The sequence below is a fragment of the Conexibacter sp. CPCC 205762 genome (assembly GCF_030646155.1).
Taxonomy (GTDB): Bacteria; Actinomycetota; Thermoleophilia; order Solirubrobacterales; family Solirubrobacteraceae; genus Conexibacter.
The window spans coordinates 1-15,746 of sequence record NZ_JAUTDN010000028.1; the positions used below are offsets into that span (position 1 = coordinate 1).

A 15,746-nucleotide genomic window follows, 5' to 3' on the forward strand; every position below is an offset into this window, starting at 1 on the left:
CGCCGCTGCGCCCGCCCACGCCGCCGCCCGCGCCACCCGCGGCGCCAACGCGCCCGCCCACGCCGCCGCCGCCCGCGGCACCCGCGGCACCGCGGCGCCCACCACGCGTGGCGCCGTCGCCCCCGTCGAACCCTCCGGCTGGGCGCGCGTCCGGCTGCGGATGGCGCGCGGCACGGTTGCGGGGGTGCTGGGGGAGATCGACGACCTCGCGCGGCTGCAGCCGACGCTCGACGGCCCGCGCGCGCTCGCCGCGCTCGCGCGCCTGCTGGCCGGTGACCCGACCGAGGCCCGCGCCCGCCTCCAGCAGACGCAGCCGGACGACCTCGCGCAGCTCTCCCACGCGGAGGGCGGCCAGCTCCACAGCTGGTCGGCGCTCGGCCTCGTCGCCGCCCGCACCGGCGCGCGCCAGCACGCCGCCGCGCTCTACGAGCTGCTGCGCCCGTTCGGCGACCGGCACGCGGTCGCGCCGTGGTCGACGTATCTGACGCCGGTCGCGCGCGCCCAGGCGGAGCTGGCCGGCTCGCTCGGCCTGCCGCAGGAGGCGCGCGAGCGCTTCCGTGCGGCGGTCGCGGCGGCGGAGGCGGTCGGCGCCGCCAGCACCGCTGCTGCGATCCGCCAGGAACTGGGGCGGTACGCTCCACCATTGCGTGACCGTCTGTAGGGGGTGCCGCCGCGAGGTGGCCGAGGACAGGGGATGATCTTTCGCCACGCGGCCAAAGACGCTTGACCAGCCGTGGGAAAGTCTTGGTACAGCCAACTGATCATGGTTCAACCAAGTGAACACACAAAGGAACCGATGAGACAGAAGAGGACGTCTGGGCGGCTGCTCGCGCTCGCGATCGCGTTGATCGCACTCGCCGCCACGTTTGCCGCCTGCGGCAGCAGCGACGACGACGCGGGCAGCGTCTCCACCAACGTCAGAACGACCGACAGCGGTCAGCTGGCTGAGATGACGAGAGCGACGCTCGTGCTCGACTTCGTGCCGAACGCCGTCCACGCCGGCATCTACCGCGCGCTCGCGGCCGGCTACTACAGAAGAAACAACATCGACCTGAAGGTCATCCAGCCGACCTCGACGGCCGACACGCTGCGGCTGATCAACGCCGACAAGGCCGACTTCGGCCTCGCCGACGGCCTCGACGTCGGCAACCAGATAGAGAGAGGGCTCGACATCGAGGCCTTCATGGCGATCGTGCAGAGACCGCTCGGCGGCGTCATCACGCTCGCGGCCGACAGAATCGCCAGCGGCAGAGACCTCGAGGGCAAGACCGTCGGCGTGACCGGCGTCCCGTCCGACAACGCCGTCCTCGACACGATCGTCGACAACGCCGGCGGCGACCCGGGCAAGGTCAAGGTCGTGACGATCGGCTTCAACGGCGTGCAGAACCTGGAGAGCGGCAAGATCGCCGGCTTCACCGGCTTCTGGCCCGCCGACGGCGTGCAGGTCCAGGTCGACGGCAAGCCGACGAAGGACTTCAAGCTCGACGAGAACGGCGGCCCCGCCTACCCGGGCCTCGTCGCCTTCTCGACCAGAAGCCACATGGCGAGAGACCCGGCGCTGATAAGAGCGTTCGCGGACGCGACGATCCAGGGCTACGAGGACACGATCAGAGACCCGGCGACCTCGCTGAGAGACCTGCTCGCGCAGAACAAGTCGCTCAGAGAGGACATCACCAGAGCGCAGCTCGACGCCTACGGCCCGCTCTTCCAGGGCGACGCCGCCAGCTTCGGCACGATCGACCCCGGAGCGGTCGACGCGCTGTCGACCTGGATGGTCGCCAGGAGACTCGCCAGAAGACCGTTCACCTCGGCCGAGTACGGCGGCAACGGCTACCTGCCTGCCGGCTGACGCGATGACGGCCGCGCCCGACAAGCTCGTCGTCGAGGACCTCTCGAAGCGCTTCGAGAGCGGCGACGACGGCGGCGCGGTCGTCGCGCTCGCGGGGGCCGGCCTGCGGGTCGCCCCCGGCGAGTTCGTCTCGATCGTCGGGCCCAGCGGCTGCGGCAAGTCGACGCTCTTCAACATCGTCGCGGGGCTGATCCGGCCGACCGCGGGCCGCGTCCTGCTCGACGGCGAGGAGCCGCGCGAGCTGCTCGGCCGCGTCGGCTACATGCCGCAGAAGGACCTGCTGATGCCGTGGCGCTCGGTGCTCGACAACGTCACGCTCGGGCTGGAGATGAGCGGCGTCGGACGCAGGCAGGCGCGCGCGCGTGCGCGTGAGGAGCTGGGCCGCTTCGGCCTGGAGGGCTTCGAGCGGCGCTGGCCGGGCGACCTCTCCGGCGGCATGCGCCAGCGCGCCGCGCTGCTGCGCACCTTCCTCGCCGGGCGCGAGCTGATGCTGCTCGACGAGCCGTTCGGCGCGCTCGACGCGCTCACCCGCCAGGCGATGCAGGAGTGGCTGCTGGAGATCTGGCAGAGCGATCGCAAGACGATCCTCTTCATCACGCACGACGTCGAGGAGGCGGTCTACCTGTCCGACCGCGTCTACGTGATGAGCGGCCGCCCCGGCAGCGTCCAGCTGTGCGTCGAGATCGACCTGCCGCGCCCGCGCGGCTTCGAGCTGCACGGCTCGCCGCAGTTCGTCGCGCTCAAGCAGCGGCTGCTGACGCCGCTGCACGAGGCGGCCCGCGCCCAGCTCGAAGCGCAGGTGGTCAGTTGACGCTGCGCGGGCGCTCGGCCGCGGCGCGCGTGCTGCCGCCGCTGCTGTTCGCCGTCGCGGTGCTGGCGCTCTGGCAGCTCGGCGTCAGAGTCAGCGGCACCGAGGAGTCGACGCTGCCCGCGCCGACGCAGGTCTTCAGCGCCGGCTGGGAGATACGCGACCTGCTGGTCGACAACGGCTGGGTCACGATCAAGGAGATCCTGATCGGCTACGCCGCCGCGATCGTGCTCGGCGTCGGGCTCGCGGTGCTGCTCGCCAGCTCGCTGCTGGCCGAGCGCGCGCTGTACCCGTGGCTGGTCGTCTCGCAGATGGTGCCGATCCCGGCGATCGCGCCGATCCTCGTGATCTGGACCGGCTTCGACCTGCGCCCGAAGGTGATCGTGATCGCGCTCGTGTCGTTCTTCCCGATCGCCGTCAACACGCTCGACGGGATCAAGGCGACCGAGCCGGAGCTGCTGAACCTGCTGAAGACGCTCGGCGCCGGCCGCTGGAGACGGTTCCGCGTCGCGCAGCTGCCGAGCGCGCTGCCGTTCCTCTTCTCGGGCCTGAAGATCGGCGCCGCGCTGGCCGTCATCGGCGCCGTCTTCGCCGAGTGGGTCGGCACCGACGCCGGCCTCGGCTACCTGATCCTGACGTTGAACAACCAGGTCGCGACGTCGGAGATGTTCGCGACGATCGCCGTGCTCGCGCTGATCGGCATCGCGCTCTTCGGGCTCGTGCTGCTGGCCGAGCGGCTGCTGATGCCGTGGCACCACACGAACCGGAGGGAGAGTCGTTGAGCGAGCGCACGACAGTCGTCCGCGGGGCCTGGCTGCTGGCGATGGACCCGGCCCGCGAGCTGCTGCGCGACGGCGCGGTCGCGTTCGGGTCCGACGGCGCGATCGCGGCCGTCGGCCCGTGGCCGGAGCTGCAGGCGCGCTTCCCCGCCGCCGCGGTCGTCGGCGACGGCAACGGGCTGGTGCTGCCGGGCTTCGTCAACGCCCACACGCACCTGACCGAGGGGCTGATCGCGGGGATGGGGGAGACCGCCTCGCTGTGGGAGTGGTTCGACCGCGTCGTCTCGCCGGCGGCGATGGTGACGACGCGCGAGGACGTGCGCGTCGGCGCGAAGCTCAAAGGGGCGGAGATGCTCTTGTCGGGCATTACGACCGTCAACGACATGTCCTGCCACCGCAACATCGGCGGCCTCGGCTCACTCGGCGCCGCCGACGGCCTCGCCGAGCTGGGGCTGCGCGGGATCGTCTCCTTCGGCGCCGAGAACCTCTACGACGGCGCCCCCGCCGAGGACCGCTTCATGGCCGAGCACGAGGCGCTCGCCGACCGCCTCGCGGGCGAGCCGCTGCTCGGCTTCCGGCTCGGGATCGGGACCGTCCTCGGCGTCAGCGAGGAGCTGATGACGCGCTCGGTCGCCGCCTGCCGCGAGCACGGCTGGGCCGTCCACACGCACCTCGCCGAGGTGCGCGAGGAGCTGACCGAGTCGCGCCACCTCAACGCCGGCCGCACGACGATCGAGCAGAGCCAGCACGTCGGCCTGCTCGACTGCGAGACGATCGCCGGCCACTGCATCTGGTGCGGCGAGGCCGACCTGTCGCTGCTGGCAGCGCGCGACGTCGCGGTCGCCCACAGCCCGGTCGCGAACATGCTGCTCGGCTCCGGCGTCGCGCCCGTGCCGCGGCTGCTGCGGGAGGGCGTGCGCGTCGGCGTCGCGACCGACGGCGCCGCCTCCAACGACAGCCAGGACATGTTCGGCGTGCTGAAGAGCGCGGCGCTGCTGCAGAAGGTCCACCACCTGCGCGCGGACGCGATCACGGCCGTCGAGGTCGTGCGGATGGCGACGCTCGGCGGCGCGCGGGCGTTGCGGCTGGATCATCTCGTCGGCTCGCTGGAGCCGGGCAAGCGCGCCGACGTCGTGCTGCTCGACGGCGACACGCCGGAGCTGGCGACGATCCACGACCCGTGGCAGCAGCTCGTCTACTGCGCGACCCCGCGCTGCGTCAGCGACGTGTGGGTCGACGGCGCGCGGCGGGTCGCCGGCGGGCGGCTCGTCGGGCACGAGCTGCGCGCGCTCGCGGGCGAGGCGCGCGCGCTCGCGACCGACCTGATCGAGCGCGCCGGCATGCACGGCGAGTCGGTCCTCGCCGGCGGTCGCGGCAGAGCGTTCGACGGCGCCGCGTCAGCTCCCTCTCGCTGAGCTTCAGGTTTCCCCGCTCGCGTCCGATACTCCGGGCATGAGCGGATCAGGTCGTATCGGACGCGGTTGGCGGTTGGCGAAGGAGAGCTGGGCTGTCCTGCGCGCCGACAGATCGCTGATGTTGTTCCCGGTCGTCGCGGCGATCGCGATCGCCGCCGCAGCGCTGCTGCTGGCCGGCCCCGGGGTCGTGGTGCTGGCGGTCGACGCCCCGGCCCCGATCGCCTACGCGCTGTGGGTGGTCGCCGCCTACGTGCTGACGTTCATCGGCATCTACTGCAGCGTCGCGCTCGCCGCGGCCGCCTCGCTGGCGATCGACGGCAAGGACACGACGCTGAGCGACGGCTTCTCGGTCGCGCGTCAGCGCGTCGGCATCGTCGCGACCTGGTCGCTGGTGCAGCTGACCGTCGGCGTGATCCTCAACGGGCTCGAGCTGCTGCTGCAGCAGAACGGCGTCGGCAAGCTCGTCTCGACGCTCCTGTCGAGCGTGCTGAGCGCCGCCTGGTCGGTGCTGACCTTCTTCGTCGTGCCGCTGCTGGCGCTGGAGGGGATCGGCCCGCGTGACGCGCTCAAGCGCTCCGGCAGCCTGATCAAGGAGCGCTGGGGCGAGGGCTTCGTCGGCGCCGGCTCGATCAGCGGCCTCGTCTTCCTGATCGTCGTGCTGCCGGGGATCGGGATCGGCGCGCTCGGCGTCGTCGCCGTCAGCTCCTCGGCCGCGCTCGGCGGCGCGCTGATCGCCGTCGGCGCCGCGGTCGTGATCGGCGGCCTGCTGATCTCCTCGACGCTGAACGCGATCTTCCGCGTCGCGCTGTACCGCTACGCGACCTCCGACGAGGTCGTCGGCGGGTTCGACCGCGCCAGCTTCGAGCAGGCGTTCGCCCCGCGCAAGCGGCGCTGATCGCCCGTCACGACGGCGCTCGGCAGGGCCGAGCGCCGTCCCTCACCCGGGACGCACGCGTCTCGGTTCGAATGGTACGATCTCTGTCGAAATTGGGACAACTATGTCTCATTTCGTCGTTTTGAGGTCCGGTCGCAAAACCCAGGAGCCGTCGTGGAAGTGGAGCAGGAACCGTCAGACAGAGCGCCGAGAACGCGCGCTCGCGAGCGCAAGAGCACGCCGATCATCCTCGTCGTGCTGCTGCTCACGATCGCGATGGCGGCGCTGACGGCGTACGTCATCGCCGACAACTCGGACGAGTCGAACAAGCAGATAGCGAGCGTCTCCAACGGCGAGGTCAAGCTGACCGCCGCCGAGGCGAAGGGTCGTGAGCTGTTCGGCGAGACCTGCGCCGCCTGCCACACGCTCAGATCGGCCAACGCCTCCGGTCAGATCGGCCCGAACCTCGATCAGCTCAAGCCGACCAGAGAGCTGGTCCTGAGCGCGATCGAAGTCGGCCGCTCGTCCGCCCGCGGCCAGATGCCCGGCGGGCTCTACTCGGGCGCCGAGGCCGAGGACGTCGCGGCCTACATCGTCCGCGCGACGAACAAGACGATCAGAGCGGCGCCGGCCTTCTCGGCCGCCGAGCTCGACGAGAAGCCGACCGACAACTGGATCACCAACGGCGGCACGCTCAGAAACGACCGCTACTCGCCGCTCACGCAGATCAACGACACCAACGTCGATCAGCTGAGAGGCGTCTGGAGAACGAGCCTCGGCTCCGGCACCGCCGCGAAGTACTCGCAGGAGGGCCAGCCGATCGTCTATGACGGCGTCATGTACGTCCCGACCGGCGCCGACGACATCTTCGCGCTCGACGTCGAGACCGGCAAGACGCTGTGGAGATACGAGGCGAGACTGCCGGCCGAGATCGCGACCGCCTGCTGCGGCTGGAACAACCGCGGCGTCGCGATCGGCGACGGCAAGGTCTACGTCGCGCGCCTCGACGCGAGACTGGTCGCGCTCGACATGAGAAGCGGCAGAGTCCTCTGGGATACGCGCGTCGGCAAGCCCGAGGAGGGCCGCACGATGACGGCCGCGCCGCTCTACTACGACGGCAAGGTCTTCACCGGCGTCGCCGGCGGCGAGTTCGGCGTCCGCGGCCACCTCAGCGCCTTCGACGCCAGAAGCGGCAGACAGGTCTGGCGCTTCTACACGATCCCCGCGCCCGGCGAGGTCGGCTCCGACACCTGGCCCGACAACGACTCGTGGAGATACGGCGGCGCGCCGGTCTGGCAGACGCCCTCGGTCGACCCGGACCTCGGCCTGATCTACTTCTCGACCGGCAACGCCTCGCCGGACCTCAACGGCTCCGAGCGCCCCGGCGACAACCTGTTCGCGGTCTCGATCGTCGCGCTGAACGTCAGAGACGGCACCTACAAGTGGCACTTCCAGCAGGTCAGACACGACATCTGGGACTACGACTCGCCGTCGCCGACGGTGCTGTTCGACTCGACCGTCGACGGCAGAGCGGTGAAGGGGATCGCGGAGCCCGGCAAGACCGGCTTCCTCTACGTGCTCGACCGCGCGAACGGCAGACCGATCTGGCCGATCGTCGACAGAGCCGTGCCGCAGAACAGATACCAGGCGACCTCGCCGACGCAGCCGTACCCGACGCTCGAGCCGTTCTCGCGCGGCACCGTCACCGACGAGGACATCGCGAAGCTGAAGGAGATCGCGAGATCGGCCTCGCCCGACGGCAGAACGCCTGAGATCAAGAAGGGCGAGCTGTTCACGCCCTACGACAGAGAGCTCGTCGCGATGGCGCCGAGCGCCGCCGGCGGCAACAACTGGCCGCCGTCGTCGTTCAACGACAAGACGAAGATGATCTACATCTGCTCGCAGGAGGGCGCGATGGCGCTGTCGACCTTCGAGGTCGGCAGACACGTCCCCGGGCAGCAGTTCATCGGCTCGACGCTGATCCCGACCGGCTTCAACAACACCGGTCACGTGACCGCGTACTCGATGGAGACGGGCAGAATCGCCTGGAGAGTCGAGTTCCCGGGCGAGTCCTGCTACTCCGGCACGGTCACGACCGCCGGCAACCTCGTCTTCGTCGGCCGCAACACCGGCCAGCTGGAAGCGTACAACGCCACCAACGGCAGACTGCTGTGGAGATTCCAGACGGGCGCGGGCGCCAACTCGACCGTCACCTCCTTCCAGCACAAGGGCAAGCAGTACATCGCCTTCCTGGCGGGCGGCAACGCGCTGGCGGCGACGCCGCGCGCCGACTACGTCTGGCTGTTCGGCCTCGACGGCACGCTCGGCGAGGCCGACGCGGCCGGCACCGGCACCGGCATCACCCACGCGGGCGAGGTCGGCGCCGAGGAGGGCAGAGGGCCCGAGAGAGAGACGCCGGGCAACGCCGGCGCCGGCAGAACGGTCTTCGCCGACAACTGCTCGACCTGCCACGGCATCGACGGCAGAGGCGGCAACGGCGGTCCGGACCTGACGGCGATCCCGGCGGCGAGAAACCTCTCCGACGTGATCGACCAGGTCGTCAACGGCGGCGGCAGCATGCCGGCCTTCGGCGGCACGCTCGACCAGAGATCGATCGCCGACGTCTCGGCCTACGTCGTGCAGGTCGTCGCGGGCGGGGGCGACGGGGACTGATCCCCCTGAGCTGACACGCGGCGCCCGCGCGGGCGCCGCTCGTCGCGCTTCTTCACGGGCGGCGCGCTCCTCCTCGGGGCGCGTCGCCCGTCTTGCTTCGTGGGCGCGCGCCCGGCTCGTCCGGCGCGCTCGCGGGGTTGCGTTCCGCCGCCATCGATGCGAACATCTGTTCGTGTCGATGGTCGTCTGCGTCCTGATCCCCCGCTTCCAGCTGACGGTCGCCGCCGGCGACCGCGAGGAGCTGCTCGGCCAGCCGGCCGCGCTCGCGCCGGAGGCCGGCCGCGAGCAGCGCGTCGGCGAGGTCTCGCTCGCCGCCGAGGCGTTCGGCGTGCGCGCCGGGATGCCGCTGGGGGAGGCGCTCGCGCGCTGTCCCCAGCTCGCGCTCGTCCCGCCCGACCCGGCCGGCGTCGCCGACGCCTGGGAGCGGCTGATCGTGCGGCTGGAGTCGATCGGCGCCGCCGTCGAGCCGGAGAGGGCCGGCCTCGCCTGCTTCGAGGCGCAGGGGCTCGTGCGGCTCCACGGCGGCACGCTCGACCACGTGCTCGCGGCCGCGCGCACCGCCCTGCGCACGCCGGCGCGGCTCGGCGCCGGCCCGTCGCGCTTCTGCGCGCTGGCGGCGGCGACGCGGGCGCGGGCGCGGCGGCCGCAGGTCGTGCTCGGGGATGAGCGCGCCGCGCGCGACTATCTCGCGTCGCTGCCGGTCGCGCTGCTGCGCGGGCGTGCGCAGACGGCGGCGCTGCCGGAACCGCTCGGGCGGCTCGGGGTCGAGACGCTCGGCGAGCTGGCGGCGCTGCCGCGCGCCGCCGTCGCAGACCGCTTCGGCGAGCCGGGCCTGCTCGCCTGGGAGCTGGCGCAGGGGCGCGACGGCACGCTGCGCCCGCGCGAGGTGCCGGAGCGGGTCGAGGAGGAGCTGGAGCTGCCGGAGGCGATGTCGGGCGTGCAGCTGGAGCGCGCGCTCGGCCTGCTCGTCGACCGGCTGCTGGCGCGGCGGGAGCGGCGCGGCCGCTCGCTGCGCGCGGTCGTGCTGGCGGCGACGCTGGTCGAGGGCGGCACCTGGCGTGAGCAGGTCCCGTTCCGCGAGGCGCTCGCCGACCCGCTGCGGATGCGGCTGGCGCTGGCGGCGCGGCTGGCGCTGCTGCCGGCGCCGGCGGAGCGGCTGCGGCTGGCGGCGGTCCGCTTCGGCCCGGTCGCGAGCGACCAGCGCTCGCTGCTGGAGCAGGCCGCGGCCGAGCGCAAGGCGCGGCTGCGCGAGGGCGTGCGGCAGGCGCGCGCGGCAGCCGGGCCGGACGCCGCGCTGCGCGTGCTCGCCGTCGATCCCGACTCGCGCGTGCCGGAGCGCCGCGCCGTCCTGACCCCGTTCGAATGAGCGCCTCCGCGATCCCGCGCGACGGCGGCTCCGGCGGCTCCGTCGCCTCCGCGCGCAGACACCGCCTCGCGACGCCGAGACGAGCGCGCGTCAGCGCCGACGAGCGCGACGGCAGGCCGCGCGCCGTCGACGGCCGCCTCGTCGACGCCGTGCGCGAGTCGTGGCTGGTCGAGGACCGCTGGTGGAGCGAGGCGCCGCTGCGCCGCCGCTACTGGGAGGTCGTGACGACCTGCGGCCGCAATGTCGTCGTCTACCACGACCTGCGCGAGGGCGGCTGGTACCGGCAGCGGTGAGCTACCGCCGCGCTCTCACCACCCGCACGACCGAGCCGTCGGCGGCGCGCCAGGTCATCAGCGGCGGTATCGCGTCGGGCGCCGGGCGGTCGACCTGGAACGAGGCGACGTTGTCCTGGACCTTGGCGGTCAGGTGCACGTCGTCGCCGTAGGAGACGCCCGGCCGGTGCGGGCCGTAGCTGACGCGGCGCGCGCCATCCGGATCCAGTCGACGTAGACGCCCTGCGCGCCGCCCATGAACTCGAGCCCGCCGCTGGCGGCGAAGTCGCCGTCCTGCGGGATCGCCGGCCGCCGCAGCAGCGCGAAGGCGTCGAGCATCGCTCTGCTGGGCGCGTCGTGCGTGGTCGTCGTCTCCCAGTCGAGTCTCTGCACGCAGCTGGGGTCGGCGCTGCGCATCGCTCTGGTGGCGGCGTTGATCAGCGCGATCGCGCGCGCCTCCTGGCGCTGCGCGACGACATCGCTGTGGTCGACGGCGAGCGTCGCGGCGGGGCTTGCCGCGAGTGCGAGCGCGGCGCCGCCGGCGGCGCTCAGGATCGTTCGGCGCATCGGGCCACCGTAAGCGGCCGTCAGCACTGCATGCGGCAGTGAACAGATATCCAGTGTCGTGCGGAACGGGGTTGCATCCGTCCGGCGCCGATGCGAACATGTGTTCGTGTCCTACGTCGAGCTTCACGCCCATTCGGCCTTCTCGTTCCTGGACGGCGCCTCGCTGCCGGACGAGCTGGCCGCCGCGGCCGTCGAGCTGGGGCACGAGGCGCTCGCGCTGACCGATCACGACAACGTCTGCGGCGCGATGGAGTTCTCGCGCTCGGCGCAGGCGGTCGGGCTGCGGCCGATCCACGGCGCCGAGCTGACGCTCGACGACGGACGCCACCTGACGCTGCTCGTCGCGGACGCGCGCGGGTGGCAGAACCTCTGCCGGCTGATCACGCGAGCGCACGCGCACACGCGCGGCGCCGCGGAGGAGGCCGTCGCAGACCTCGCGCGCGCTGAGGGGAGCGCACGAGGAGGACGCGCCAGGGGGCCCGGGGCGGGGACGCTCGCCCTGGGGGCGCGTCCCGGCGCGGAGGAGCCGGTCGCGGAAGGGGGCGCGACCGGCTTCGTCCGCGGCGGCTCGCGGCCGGCCGCGCGCGAGGACCCGCTCGTCGCCGCCGCGCTGCCGGGGGCGAGGATGGGCACGCGCGCATTGCGCGGGCGGATCCGCCAGGCGACGCAGCCGTTCGTGACGCTGGACGCCGTCGCCGAGCATGCCGAGGGGCTCGTCTGCCTCAGCGGCTGCGCCACCCACGGCGTCGACGACCTGCCGTCGCTGCGGCGGCTGCGCGCCGCCTTCGGGCGCGACAACCTCTACGTCGAGCTGCAGCGCCCCTACCTGCGCGACGACCGCGCCCGCAACCGCCGCCGCGCCCAGCTCGCGCGCGAGCTGGAGCTGCGCTGCGTCGCGACCGGCAACGTCCACGCCCACGCGCGCTCGCGCGGGCCGCTGCAGGACGCGCTCGTCGCCGTCCGCCTGCACACGACGCTCGACGCCTCCGAGCCCGGTCGCCGCGGCAACTTCAGTCACGTGCTGGCGAGCCCGGCGGCGATGGCGGCGCGCTTCGCGGCCGACCACCCGGAGGCGGTCGCGGAGACGGCGCGGCTGGCCGACCGGCTGCGCTTCGACCTGACGCAGGGGCTCGGCTACCGCTACCCCGGCGCCGAGGACGAGACGGCCGACCAGACGCTCGCGGAGCTGTGCGGCGACCGCCTCGCGGACCGCTACGCGACCGTCTCGGCGGCCCACCGCGCGGAGGCGCGGCGGCGGCTCGACGAGGAGCTGCGGATCATCGCCAAGCTCGGCCTCGCCGGCTTCTTCCTGCTCCATCGCGACATGCTGGAGCTGGCGCGCGAGGTCGCCGTCGAGGTGCGCGGGCCGGGCAGCGTGCGGGCGCTGCTGCCGCCGGGGCGCGGGCGCGGCTCCTCGGTCTCCTCGATCGTCTGCTACCTGACCGGCCTCTCGCACGTCGACCCGGTCGCCAACGACCTCTTCATCGGCCGCTTCCTCAACGACGAGCTGACGGCCCTGCCGGACATCGACCTCGACTTCCCGCGCGACATCCGCGCGGCGCTGATACCGCGCATCCACACCGTCTTCGGGGCCGACCGCTCGGCGCTCGTCGCCGCCTTCCCGACCTATCGCGCGCGCGGCGCGATCCGCGAGCTGGGCAAGGCGCTGGGGCTGCCGCCGGGGGAGATCGAGCGGGTCGCGCGCGGCTCGGAGGGCTGGTCGGCGCGAGACGTCGCCAGAGACGTCGCGACGGCGCTGGGGGAGCGGCGCGTCGGCAGCGGCCGCTGGGCGTGGCTGACGCGGCTGGCCGACGAGGCGCACGGCCTGCCGCGCCACCTGTCGCAGCACTCGGGCGGGATGGTCGTCGCGACGCGGCCGCTGCACGACTGCTGCCCGATCGTCCCGGCGGCGATGGAGGGGCGCCAGATGGTGCAGTGGGACAAGGACTCCTGCGCCGACGCCGGCTTCCTCAAGATCGACCTGCTCGGGCTCGGGATGCTGTCGGCGGTCGAGCGCGCGGTCGAGGCGATCGCGACGACGCGCGGCGAGCGGATCGACCTGTCGCGGATCCCCTACGACGACCCGGCGACCTATGAGGCGATCCAGGACGCCGAGACGACCGGCGTCTTCCAGATCGAGAGCCGCGCGCAGATGGCCTCGCTGCGGCGGACGCGGCCGTCGAACCTGCAGGAGCTGACGATCCAGGTCGCGATCGTGCGGCCGGGGCCGATCCAGGGCGGCGCGGTCAATCCCTACATCGAGCGCCGCCAGCGGCTGCGGCTCGATCCCTCGTTCAGGGTGCCCTACGACCACCCGTCGCTGGTCGAGCCGTTGAAGGAGACGCTCGGCACGATCATCTTCCAGGACCAGGTGATCGAGGTCGCGATGGCCTTCGCCGGCTTCTCCGCGGGCGAGGCCGAGGGGCTGCGGCGGGCGATGAGCCGCAAGCGCTCGGAGGCGGCGATCGAGGCCCACCACCGCAGATTCGTCGTCGGTGCGATGCGCGCCCACGACGACGTGACGCCGGAGCTGGCCGAGCGCGTCTTCCAGATGGTGCGGGGCTTCTCCGGCTTCGGCTTTCCGAAGGCCCACGGAGCGGCCTTCGGCCTGCTCGCCTACCAGTCGACCTGGCTGCGCGTCCACTATCCGGCCCAGTTCCTCTGCGCGCTGCTGAACGAGCAGCCGATGGGCTTCTACCCGCCCGACTCGCTCGTCCACGAGGCGCAGCGGCGCGGGATCGAGGTGCTCGCGCCCGAGATCAACGCGAGCGCGGTCGAGTGCACCGCGCATGCCGTCCCCGCCGAGGAGGCCGCTGCCTCCGCGGGCGAGGCCGGGTCCGCCGCCGTCCCCGCGGGCGCGGCCGTCGCCCCCGCAAGCGACGCCGCCGCGCCGCGCGTGCGCGTGCGGCTCGGGCTCGGCTACGTGCGCGGCGTGCAGCCGCACGACGCGGAGGCGCTCGTCGCCGCGCGGGCGGCCGGCGGGCCGTTCCGCGACGTCGCCGACCTCGCCGCGCGGGCGGGCGCGGGACGGCCGGCGCTGGAGGCGCTCGCCTGGTCGGGCGCCTGCGACGCGCTCGCCGGCGGCGACCGTCGCGTCGCGCTGTGGCGGCTCGGCGTCGCGGTGCCGGGCCAGCGCGTGCCGGGCGGCACGCAGCTGGCGCTGCCGCTGGAGCTGCCGGGGGCGCCGGAGCTGCGCCAGCTGAGCGCCTGGGACGGCATGCTCGCCGACTACGACACGACCGGCCTGACGGCGAGGGCGCACCCGCTGAGACTGCTGCGAGCGCGGCTCCCGCGCGACGTCGTCACCAGCAGCCGGCTGGCGGAGCTGCCGCACGGCGCGCGCGTGAAGCTGGGCGGGATGGTCGTCGCGCGCCAGCGGCCGGGCACCGCCAGAGGCGTCGTCTTCCTGCTGATCGAGGACGAGCACGGCACCGTCAACCTCGTCGTGCGGCCGGAGCTGTACGACAGCCACCGCCTGACGGTCCGCACCGAGCCGCTCGTGCTGGTCGAGGGCAAGCTGGAGCGGCTGCCGGCGGCCGGCGGCGGCATCAGCGTGCTGCTCGACAGAATCGGCCCGCTCGACATCGGCGACGGCCGCATGGGCACGGTCATCTCGAAGGATTTCTCGCCGCTCGACGAGGCCCAGCGCCGCGCGCTGGAGCAGCAGGGCCAGGAGCAGGCGGCGCTCGCGGCAGCCGGCGGGGGAGGCGCGGCGGCCTCGCGCGACGAGCCCGGCGCCTTCCGCGCCGTCGCCCCCGCGGTGATGAACTTCGGCCGCGGCCGCCGCCGCTGACCGAGCGCCCCAACACAGATGTGGTGAACCCCCTCCAGAGCGGGGATGTGGGCGCGCTGACGGTTCTCTCTTCCATTCTGAGGTCCGTTCCGGGTAGGGTCGCTCCGATGCTCGCTACCGTCGCGTTTCTCGCTTTCTGGGTCGTCGTCGGACTCGTGCTTTTCTTCCTTGCGGTCCGGGGCGGACCGCGCGGCGTCCGCGCGACGCTGCAGTCGCAGCGAAGCGGCGCGCGCGTGTTCGCGGCGATCGGCTTCACGATCTTCTACGTCGCGATCGGCGCGGCTGTGCCGCTGCTGCTCATACAGGGCGACAAGAACAGCGCTGACGCGCACATCGGCTCCGCCGAGGTCAAGCTGACGAGACAGGAGGTGGAGGGTCGCGAGCTGTTCGGCGACAACTGCGCCAACTGCCACACGCTCGCCGCCGCCGACGCGGCCGGCAAGGTCGGCCCCAACCTCGACGTGCTGAGACCGCCGTCCGAGCTGGTCTACGACGCGATCGTCAGAGGCCGCAGCCGCGGCGGCGGCACGATGCCCGCCGGCCTGCTCGCCGGCGACGAGGCCGAGGCGGCCGCCGCCTTCGTCGCCGCCACCGCCGGCCGCTGACCCGCCGCCGCTGCGGGTACATTCGCGTCATGGACCTCGATCACGCCCGTCAGCTGCTGGCCCGCGAACGCGACCGCGTCGAACGCGAACTGACCGCGCTGCGCGCCGGCGACGGGGAGGAAGAGGAGCTGTCGCACGTCGACCAGCACATCGCCGACAGCGGCACCGAGCTGTTCGAGCGCGAGCGCGACGCCGGCCTCGTCGAGCAGCTCGAGCAACAGCTCGCCGCGATCGCCCGCGCCGAGGCGCGCATCGACGACGGCAGCTTCGGCCGCTCGGTCGAGAGCGGCGAGCCGATCCCGGACGCCCGTCTCGAGGCGATGCCGTGGGCCGAGCGGACGGTCGAGGAGCAGGCCGCCTTCGAGCGCCGCTGACGCGTCCGCTTCGCATCGCGCAGCCGCCTCGCGCGCGCATTCCGCCTCGCGCGCTGACGCAGCCGCTTCCCCGCCTCGCGCGGCGCCCGCACCGACCCAGGTGGTCGGCCGCCCAAACCTCAGCTTGAGGTCCGTTGGCGCGAGATTCCCGCAAATTCCGACCGACGCTTTCCATAAGATCCACCGGATGCAGGCGAGAATCTGCAAGCCGTTGGTAGGATCGCCACGTCTAACCGCTGAATTCCCGTGTGCCGCACGGGGAGCGGGGGACCCACGACAACGGGGCGAATCGCGCACCTGCGCGTAGCGCCGCTCTTTCGGCGCGAGCCCGTCAGCTAACCCCGCAAGCTCGAGAAAGAGGACCGAACCAG

14 protein-coding genes and 1 riboswitch are annotated in these 15,746 nt (G+C 73.1%); of the genes, 12 read left to right on the forward strand and 2 right to left on the reverse strand.

The genetic code is table 11. The features are described from left to right. From Q7L73_RS19105 to Q7L73_RS19145, 9 genes are all read left to right on the forward strand, one after another. Positions 1-661: hypothetical protein (locus tag Q7L73_RS19105; protein ID WP_304715608.1), on the forward strand; the 661-nt coding region annotated here is incomplete at its 5' end. Between the two features lie 135 nt (positions 662-796). After that, positions 797-1,849 (forward strand): ABC transporter substrate-binding protein, encoded by a 1,053-nt coding sequence (locus Q7L73_RS19110; RefSeq protein WP_304695877.1) that lies wholly within the window; start codon positions 797-799, stop codon positions 1,847-1,849. Positions 1,850-1,853: 4 nt separating this feature from the next. Then, the gene (locus Q7L73_RS19115) at positions 1,854-2,660 is read left to right on the forward strand and encodes an ABC transporter ATP-binding protein (RefSeq protein ID WP_304695875.1); all 807 of its coding nucleotides are present in this window, start codon (positions 1,854-1,856) and stop codon (positions 2,658-2,660) included. Further along, on the forward strand, positions 2,657-3,439 hold the full coding sequence (locus tag Q7L73_RS19120) for an ABC transporter permease (RefSeq protein ID WP_304695873.1): 783 nt from the start codon (positions 2,657-2,659) through the stop codon (positions 3,437-3,439). Before Q7L73_RS19115 ends, Q7L73_RS19120 begins: the two co-directional genes overlap by 4 nt. Next, positions 3,436-4,851 (forward strand): amidohydrolase, encoded by a 1,416-nt coding sequence (locus Q7L73_RS19125; protein ID WP_304695871.1) that lies wholly within the window; start codon positions 3,436-3,438, stop codon positions 4,849-4,851. Before Q7L73_RS19120 ends, Q7L73_RS19125 begins: the two co-directional genes overlap by 4 nt. A 37-nt stretch (positions 4,852-4,888) precedes the next feature. Continuing rightward, the gene (locus tag Q7L73_RS19130; RefSeq protein ID WP_304695869.1) at positions 4,889-5,746 is read left to right on the forward strand and encodes a DUF6159 family protein; all 858 of its coding nucleotides are present in this window, start codon (positions 4,889-4,891) and stop codon (positions 5,744-5,746) included. Between the two features lie 153 nt (positions 5,747-5,899). After that, a complete protein-coding gene (locus tag Q7L73_RS19135; protein WP_304695867.1) occupies positions 5,900-8,398 on the forward strand; it encodes a PQQ-binding-like beta-propeller repeat protein in 2,499 nt (832 codons plus the stop codon). A gap of 178 nt (positions 8,399-8,576) precedes the next feature. Beyond that, entirely contained in the window at positions 8,577-9,764 is a 1,188-nt protein-coding gene (locus Q7L73_RS19140) for a hypothetical protein (protein WP_304695881.1), read from the forward strand. Beyond that, positions 9,761-10,057 (forward strand): hypothetical protein, encoded by a 297-nt coding sequence (locus Q7L73_RS19145; RefSeq protein ID WP_304695865.1) that lies wholly within the window; start codon positions 9,761-9,763, stop codon positions 10,055-10,057. Before Q7L73_RS19140 ends, Q7L73_RS19145 begins: the two co-directional genes overlap by 4 nt. Position 10,058: 1 nt before the next feature. On the opposite strand, the gene Q7L73_RS19150 is transcribed toward Q7L73_RS19145, so the two are convergent. Together Q7L73_RS19150 and Q7L73_RS19155 are read right to left on the reverse strand one after the other, a co-directional pair. Beyond that, complete coding sequence (locus Q7L73_RS19150; RefSeq protein WP_304695863.1) at positions 10,059-10,196, reverse strand: hypothetical protein; 138 nt, start codon at positions 10,194-10,196, stop codon at positions 10,059-10,061. After that, positions 10,187-10,603, reverse strand: coding sequence for a hypothetical protein (locus Q7L73_RS19155; protein WP_304695862.1), 417 nt, complete (start codon positions 10,601-10,603; stop codon positions 10,187-10,189). Before Q7L73_RS19155 ends, Q7L73_RS19150 begins: the two co-directional genes overlap by 10 nt. A 106-nt stretch (positions 10,604-10,709) precedes the next feature. Between Q7L73_RS19155 and Q7L73_RS19160 the strand changes: the two genes are divergently transcribed. The 3 genes from Q7L73_RS19160 to Q7L73_RS19170 all read left to right on the forward strand — a co-directional run bounded on the left by Q7L73_RS19160 (position 10,710) and on the right by Q7L73_RS19170 (position 15,375). Further along, on the forward strand, positions 10,710-14,396 hold the full coding sequence (locus tag Q7L73_RS19160; protein WP_304715611.1) for a DNA polymerase III subunit alpha: 3,687 nt from the start codon (positions 10,710-10,712) through the stop codon (positions 14,394-14,396). Positions 14,397-14,629: 233 nt separating this feature from the next. Beyond that, the gene (locus Q7L73_RS19165; protein ID WP_304691786.1) at positions 14,630-15,001 is read left to right on the forward strand and encodes a c-type cytochrome; all 372 of its coding nucleotides are present in this window, start codon (positions 14,630-14,632) and stop codon (positions 14,999-15,001) included. Positions 15,002-15,030: 29 nt separating this feature from the next. After that, a complete protein-coding gene (locus Q7L73_RS19170) occupies positions 15,031-15,375 on the forward strand; it encodes a TraR/DksA C4-type zinc finger protein (RefSeq protein WP_304691787.1) in 345 nt (114 codons plus the stop codon). A 224-nt stretch (positions 15,376-15,599) separates the two neighbouring features. Beyond that, a riboswitch (cyclic di-AMP (ydaO/yuaA leader) is annotated at positions 15,600-15,740 on the forward strand. Positions 15,741-15,746: the final 6 nt, after the last annotated feature.

What these genes read in the sequence shown, in the direction of transcription:
- Q7L73_RS19110 (WP_304695877.1), top strand. Translation starts at nt 797, where the DNA reads ATGAGACAGAAGAGGACGTCTGGGCGGCTGCTCGCGCTCGCGATCGCG.
- Q7L73_RS19115 (WP_304695875.1), top strand. Translation starts at nt 1,854, where the DNA reads ATGACGGCCGCGCCCGACAAGCTCGTCGTCGAGGACCTCTCGAAGCGC.
- Q7L73_RS19130 (WP_304695869.1), top strand. Translation starts at nt 4,889, where the DNA reads ATGAGCGGATCAGGTCGTATCGGACGCGGTTGGCGGTTGGCGAAGGAG.
- Q7L73_RS19140 (WP_304695881.1), top strand. Translation starts at nt 8,577, where the DNA reads ATGGTCGTCTGCGTCCTGATCCCCCGCTTCCAGCTGACGGTCGCCGCC.
- Q7L73_RS19145 (WP_304695865.1), top strand. Translation starts at nt 9,761, where the DNA reads ATGAGCGCCTCCGCGATCCCGCGCGACGGCGGCTCCGGCGGCTCCGTC.
- Q7L73_RS19155 (WP_304695862.1), bottom strand. Translation starts at nt 10,603, where the DNA reads ATGCGCCGAACGATCCTGAGCGCCGCCGGCGGCGCCGCGCTCGCACTC.
- Q7L73_RS19170 (WP_304691787.1), top strand. Translation starts at nt 15,031, where the DNA reads ATGGACCTCGATCACGCCCGTCAGCTGCTGGCCCGCGAACGCGACCGC.